Genomic DNA, 5169 nt, shown 5'->3' on the forward strand with positions numbered 1-5169 from the left:
TGATACGGACAACATCCCGGTGATCCCAGGTGTCGAGCCGCATCCGCGCCAGGTCGCCGAGCAGCAAAGGATCGCCGCCATCATGTCGCAAAGCGCCACGGCCGAGTTGCCGGTGCCTCCGCCGGCCGAGAACGTGAAGGACATGCCGGCCGCGACACGCCAAGTGCTTCAGGAGATCGGCAAGCTCCTCAAGAAAGCGCCGCTCCTGAAGACCGACGACGAGACGAGCCAACGGCGCGCGAAGGCGTCCTCCGCCTCAGCTCAACCGAACTTGGCGTCGGCCGCAGACACCGATCCCAAGCCGCCGCCGGCTGCCAACGAGGACACGGCGTCCGCCGGTCGCGCGGCCTCCACCATTCCTCAGTAGACGCCACCCACGCATATCGAAAGACGATGCCCGCGTGACCGCACTCCCGAACATGCCGCTAACGGGCAACTCGACGCGCAGCAGCCTGTGGCGTGAAGAGGGCAGCACGTCCATGCGTGCGCTCGGCTACTTCATCGGCACGTTTGCCGTGGCGCTGATCCTGGGCATCGGGTCCGCTTGGTACATGATCGAGCGGGGCTCACTACTGACGACCGCACATATCGGCCCGTGGAAGAGCTGGCTTAGCGAAGGCAACCCAAACGCCGACCCCTACACCCGTGCTCATCTTGCGCGCAGCGGCCGCCTCCCCCTCACGTCCACGGCCGCGCGCTATTTCGTGGCGAACACCGACAGCCGCGGCAGCAGTCTCAGCGCCGGCTGCGAGTATTTGATCATCGGCGCTCCTCTGAACGCGCGCTGGTGGTCGATCGCTCTCTACAACGAATATGGATCGCTGATTGCGAACCCCTCCAAGCGCTACAGCTTCAACAGCGAAGAAGCCATTCGCCGTGCCGACGGGAGCTTCCGCATCAACGTGTCGCGCAATGCCAGGCCTGAAAACTGGCTCCCGAGCGGAACCGACCCCAATCGCAGCCTCATGCTTGTCTTGCGCGTCTATGGCTCACGCGACACCGACATTAGCGGGATCGGTCAGATTCCTTACGACCGGCTCCCAACGATCGAGCGCATCCGATGCGAGTAAGTCTTCCCGGACTCTATATCGCCTTGGGCGTCGTGCTCGCCGGCCTCATTCACGTCGTGGCCGTGCTGACGCTGCCTATGCTTGCACCGCGCGACGCCCATGCGCGGCTCGCCGCCCTCGGACCGGCCAACACGATGATTCAGCTGCCGGCGGCCGCCCCGGGACGTCAGGTCATGCCGATGATGGCTCCGGACGTGCGCTACGCCGTGTGCCGCTACGACCTCTCAAATGGTCCGGTGCGCCTAAGAGCGGAGATCGCCAACGAGCTCTGGCTCGTCGCGTTCTACACACCGCTAGGCGAAAATTATTACGCGGTCATCGGCGCCGATATGAAACAGCCAGAGATCGATCTGATCATCGCCACGAAGGACCAGACGGTCGCCGAAGTTGGAGTCGATGCCCCCGAGGCGTTTAACAACGTGGTGGTAGTCAATTCGCCTGTCGTCGAAGGAATTGCCTTGATCCGCGCCCCGCTCGCTGGGCCCAGCCGTGGCGCCGAAGCCGAGCGCGCGCTGAAGGCCACCTATTGCGGCCCGCATAGGAGCTCAAGCCCTGATCCGTCAGGCCCGTGACTTTTTCCGGACACGTGGCGGACGCCGCCGGTCAATCGATGACATTTGGTCCGGCGCATCGGCCAGCGCGTGACGCTCGATGCGTACGCCCGGGAAGATGATGATCTCACCGAGCGACCCTTCGACGGACTTGCTAGCCGCGGCGTCCTCGGTTCGGCGGAATTCCAAAATGGTCGCCATGCTCAAGTCTCCACGGATTACCTCACGCGACGCGCGATGGTGTGGCGCGGGTGCGCCTCTCGCGAATTAGGCCCAAGTAAGGTTAACGAACTCCTAACCTGGCAAACCACTCAAGCCCGGACCAGATCGTCATTTAGAAAGTGCCGCCCCGCTTTGTCTTCCACTTCGATGACCCAAAGATCGGGATCGAATTCGATTTGCCGCGCCAGATAGATGCTGACCTCCTGTGGTGTCGCCGCCCTACCTTCGAGGCAACGCACCCAGCGCCGGTCCGTATCGCTGCCCTCCAGCCCCGCCGGCGCCGGGCCGTAAAGGCACACGGTGCCATCGAGCCTATCGATCGAGATGAAGATCGCGCCCGCTTCGGTGTCGCCTCGGCGCACGACGACCACAGGCACGGCCTCCGCCTGACAGCGGCGCAGATACGCGCTGACCCAAATCCCGCTCCGTAAACGCATTGCGGCGAGACTAGCGCGAAAATCAGGGGTGTGCGGCTGTCTTTGTGAGATCTTGGCCCGTCACGCGCTGAAATTCCTCGAGGAGCTCAGGGGTGATCTGTCCTGTCTCGTCAAGGTTGCGGTCGCGCTGGAAGGCGCTGATCGCGTGCGACGTGTTCTCCCCCCATGCCCCATCGACGGGGCCAGGCGCATAGCCGAGATCGGCGAGAACCTGTTGCACCCGCATCACCGTCCCATATTCGGCCGCGTTCGCGGCGATGCCGTCGGAAGGAACGACGGATCCAGTCGCGGCCGACGGAGCCACGCTGTCGCCAAGCAGGATTTGACGCAACAGATCGTCGCTTGGGAGGCCCGTCACGGACAATCCCTCTTTCGTCTGAAACGATGAGATGGCCGCGCGTGTCTTGCCGGACAACTGGCCGTCCACTTGCCCCACATCATAGCCTCGCGCCGAAAGCTCTCGCTGAACCGCCCTGACAACAAGCTGGGATTCGCCAGCATCGGGCGCCAAGGGCGGGAGATCCGTGCTGACAGGCGCTATACCGAGATCGGCGGGGGGCTCGGTCAAAGGCGGCGTCTCGAGATCGGAGGGGGCATCCCTGGGCGCGACGGGGATCGTCTTCGTCGCGACCTGGCGCACTACGGTCGTCGCCGGCGCGCTGGCGACACCGTGCGGTCCGTGCTCCTGAAGATAGAGCGCGTTGTAGATGATAGTTCCGGTCAGCCCGAGAAAGGCTAGGAACACGAGTCGCGCTGAAACTACGCCCATTGCTTCCGTTAACGTTTGAGAATCGAAGGCGGGAGAGCACCCCGCCCCTCCGCGTGCATCTTGGCCGCGGAAACTAAAGAGTTACTAAACGAGCGCAGAGGGCGCCCTCATGCAGCCGAGACCGTCGGCGCATCCGCCGGGGCTTCGACCGGCTCGGACGGGGCATCGAGCGGAACAACGATCCGCGCCGTGGTGCCCTTGCCGAGCGTGCTGGTAAGCTCAAGAGTTCCGCCATGAAGGCGGGCAAGGCCCCTCACCACCGACAGTCCAAGCCCGGCGCCTTCATGGCTGCGGTCGTATGAGCCCTTGGCCTGCACGAACGGACTGCCGAGACGCGGCAGGTCTTGATCGGCAATGCCGATTCCGTTGTCGGACACCGCGAAGACTACAGTGTCATCCTCGACATTAGCCGAGACCTTCACCCATCCGTCGGACTCGGTAAACTTGATGGCATTCGAAATCACGTTGAGCAGCATCTGCTTGCACGCGCGCTTGTCGGCGGCAAGCTCTGGGATACCCGGTGAAATATCGACTTTCAGGGACAGCCCCTTCTGCTCCGCAGTATGGCGCATGATGTCGCAACATGAATTCACCAGCGAAACCACGTCAAACGGCTCCTTCACGATCGTGAACTTGCCTGCCTCGATTTTCGACATGTCAAGAATGTCGTTGACCACGTTGAGCAGATGCTCGCCGCTCTCGTGGATCAGCCGGGCGTAATCCCGGTAGCGCACTTCGCCGAGCGCACCGAATAACTCGCGATTGAGAATCTCGGAGAAGCCGATGATCGCGTTGAGCGGTGTGCGGAGTTCGTGGCTCATGCTCGCAAGAAATTGCGTCTTGGCTCGGCTCGCGCCTTCCGCCTCGTCCCGGGCGCGCAGCAGCACGGACTCTTGCACCTTATGCTCGGAGATGTCGCGGGTAACGGCGACGATGCCGGACCTGTCGCTCCCGTCCGTGGGCGGCATCGGCCGGCAGCGCATCTCCACCCAAGCGTAGCGTGCAGCATCGCCCGCCCCGGCGCGGCGCACGCGGAACTCCACCGCCATCGCTTCGTTGTTGGCCTGGCACCGGGAGAGCGTCGTCAGATAGGCTGGCCGGTCGGCCACATGCACATGCTCGAAGAGACCGTCTCCCAGAAGCTTCTGCACGGGCTCGCCTAAGAGGTGTTGCCCGGCGGGTGACACGAATGTCACGCGCCCTTTCGCGTCGTGACGCGTGATCATGTCGTTGGCGTTCTCGGCCAGCAGCCGGTAGCGTTCTTCGCCGGCGCGGATGGCGTTCTCCGATTGCTTGTGAACCATCTGGACCATCGCGGCCAATCCGGCGGCATAGGCCATGGCGGACGCCACGCCGAGGAACGAGAACGCATCCGCCGGCAGCGGCAACGTGAGCGGCGCCGGCACCATCCCGGCCATGCTGAGAAGCGCAAGGACCGCGAGACCAAGTCCAGCCGCGCCCGCCGCCCAGGCGACAATGCGCCGGTCGGTCGCAAGTCCGGCTTCGAGCGGCACGACGACAAGCCATGGCAGGAGAGCGGAACCAAGGCCACCCGTGAGCCACGCGCAATAGGTCACAAGACCTGCGAAATTCGCGGCCGAGATCAAATGCGCAGCGGCGAACCGGCCCGTCCGCGACAGAAAGATGGCGATGGCGATCGGCGACAGGAGCCAAAGGAAAGCCACGGCGCCGAGCAGTGTCGGCTTCCCACCCACCACGAGATAGATGGGGAACACGCATAGGGCCAGAAGGCCCCCAAGCAGACGCGAAGCGATGAAGGATTGGTGGCGCGCGATGGTTAACGCATCGCCGCGCGCCGTCCCATGGACCAGCGACTCGAAATAGGCGGCCAGCCCACGGACACTCTCACGACTAAACACACGCATCTCAGAGCGGCGAGCCGCCGCTACCGTCCCCGAATTGTCTTGGTCGGGGATTATTCGCACCCGCGCTTAAGGAAAGCATAAAGCGCCGCTGGCGTTCGGGTTGGGGGCCGTTTTACGCTACGCCGCGCTGAAACCCCCGATGACCAGGCGGCGCAAACCTTACCGATTTGCGCCGGACTTTAGTTAAATTCTCCGCGCAATAGCGATGAATTTGAAACAAGTATTACCAAAGTC

At 63.4% G+C, this 5169-nt stretch carries 6 protein-coding genes and 1 pseudogene; 3 read left to right on the top strand and 4 right to left on the bottom strand.

All coding sequences use genetic code 11. The annotated features are described in order from the left end of the window. The 3 genes and pseudogenes from ACSLE4_RS10025 to ACSLE4_RS10035 form a co-directional block, all read left to right on the top strand. Window positions 1–367, top strand: a pseudogene (locus ACSLE4_RS10025) (hypothetical protein); the annotation flags it as partial. A 34-nt stretch (window positions 368–401) separates the two neighbouring features. Continuing rightward, window positions 402–1070 (top strand): DUF1214 domain-containing protein, encoded by a 669-nt coding sequence (locus ACSLE4_RS10030; RefSeq protein WP_435904317.1) that lies wholly within the window; start codon window positions 402–404, stop codon window positions 1068–1070. Then, window positions 1061–1642, top strand: coding sequence for a DUF1254 domain-containing protein (locus tag ACSLE4_RS10035; RefSeq protein ID WP_435904318.1), 582 nt, complete (start codon window positions 1061–1063; stop codon window positions 1640–1642). Before ACSLE4_RS10030 ends, ACSLE4_RS10035 begins: the two co-directional genes overlap by 10 nt. Here the strand turns inward: ACSLE4_RS10035 and ACSLE4_RS10040 are convergent. The 4 genes from ACSLE4_RS10040 to ACSLE4_RS10055 all read right to left on the bottom strand — a co-directional run bounded on the left by ACSLE4_RS10040 (window position 1631) and on the right by ACSLE4_RS10055 (window position 4935). Beyond that, on the bottom strand, window positions 1631–1822 hold the full coding sequence (locus tag ACSLE4_RS10040) for a hypothetical protein (RefSeq protein ID WP_435904319.1): 192 nt from the start codon (window positions 1820–1822) through the stop codon (window positions 1631–1633). The genes ACSLE4_RS10035 and ACSLE4_RS10040 overlap by 12 nt on opposite strands. Before the next feature lie 110 nt (window positions 1823–1932). After that, window positions 1933–2220 (bottom strand): DUF1491 family protein, encoded by a 288-nt coding sequence (locus ACSLE4_RS10045; protein WP_435904320.1) that lies wholly within the window; start codon window positions 2218–2220, stop codon window positions 1933–1935. Between the two features lie 82 nt (window positions 2221–2302). Further along, window positions 2303–3049, bottom strand: a complete 747-nt coding sequence (locus ACSLE4_RS10050; protein WP_435904321.1) for a peptidoglycan-binding domain-containing protein — start codon at window positions 3047–3049, stop codon at window positions 2303–2305. A gap of 107 nt (window positions 3050–3156) precedes the next feature. Further along, window positions 3157–4935: a PAS domain-containing sensor histidine kinase gene (locus ACSLE4_RS10055; protein ID WP_435904322.1), complete on the bottom strand. Its 1779-nt coding sequence runs from the start codon at window positions 4933–4935 to the stop codon at window positions 3157–3159. Between the last annotated feature and the right edge of the window lie 234 nt (window positions 4936–5169).

The organism is Methyloceanibacter sp., assembly GCF_051306395.1.
Classification (GTDB): Bacteria; Pseudomonadota; Alphaproteobacteria; order Rhizobiales; family Methyloligellaceae; genus Methyloceanibacter.

Coding starts and splice junctions, on each gene's coding strand:
- ACSLE4_RS10035 (WP_435904318.1), top strand. CDS start 1,061: ATGCGAGTAAGTCTTCCCGGACTCTATATCGCCTTGGGCGTCGTGCTC.
- ACSLE4_RS10040 (WP_435904319.1), bottom strand. CDS start 1,822: ATGGCGACCATTTTGGAATTCCGCCGAACCGAGGACGCCGCGGCTAGC.
- ACSLE4_RS10050 (WP_435904321.1), bottom strand. CDS start 3,049: ATGGGCGTAGTTTCAGCGCGACTCGTGTTCCTAGCCTTTCTCGGGCTG.
- ACSLE4_RS10055 (WP_435904322.1), bottom strand. CDS start 4,935: ATGCGTGTGTTTAGTCGTGAGAGTGTCCGTGGGCTGGCCGCCTATTTC.